The organism is Aquicoccus porphyridii, from assembly GCF_008369105.1.
Lineage (GTDB): Bacteria > Pseudomonadota > Alphaproteobacteria > Rhodobacterales > Rhodobacteraceae > Aquicoccus > Aquicoccus porphyridii.
Genome location: NZ_VINQ01000204.1, coordinates 1 through 383 on the forward strand (window position 1 = coordinate 1; position 383 = coordinate 383).

A 383-nucleotide genomic window follows, 5' to 3' on the forward strand; every position below is an offset into this window, starting at 1 on the left:
CTGATTTCCGCCCTGGGCACCTTCAAGTACGGCATCCTCCCTGGGATCAAGACCATCGACAAGGTCGCCGACGACGTCCACCAGCAGCGCCTGAGCATCTCCAATCGCGACATGCGCCAGGACAAGCCGCTGGAGGTATGCTTCATCAACTCCAAGGGCTTCGGCGGCAACAACGCCAGCGGCGTGGTGCTGTCGCCGCGAATCGCCGAGAAGATGCTGCGCAAGCGCCATGGCCAAGCGGCCTTCGCCGCCTACGTCGAGAAGCGCGAGCAGACCCGCGCCGCCGCCCGCGCCTACGACCAGCGCGCGCTGCAGGGCGACCTGGAGATCATCTACAACTTCGGCCAGGACCTGATCGACGAGCACGCCATCGAGGTCAGCGC

At 65.5% G+C, this 383-nt stretch carries 1 pseudogene; it reads left to right on the plus strand.

What is annotated here, in order from left to right:
- Positions 1–383 (plus strand): annotated as a pseudogene (locus tag FLO80_RS24205) (hypothetical protein); the annotation flags it as partial.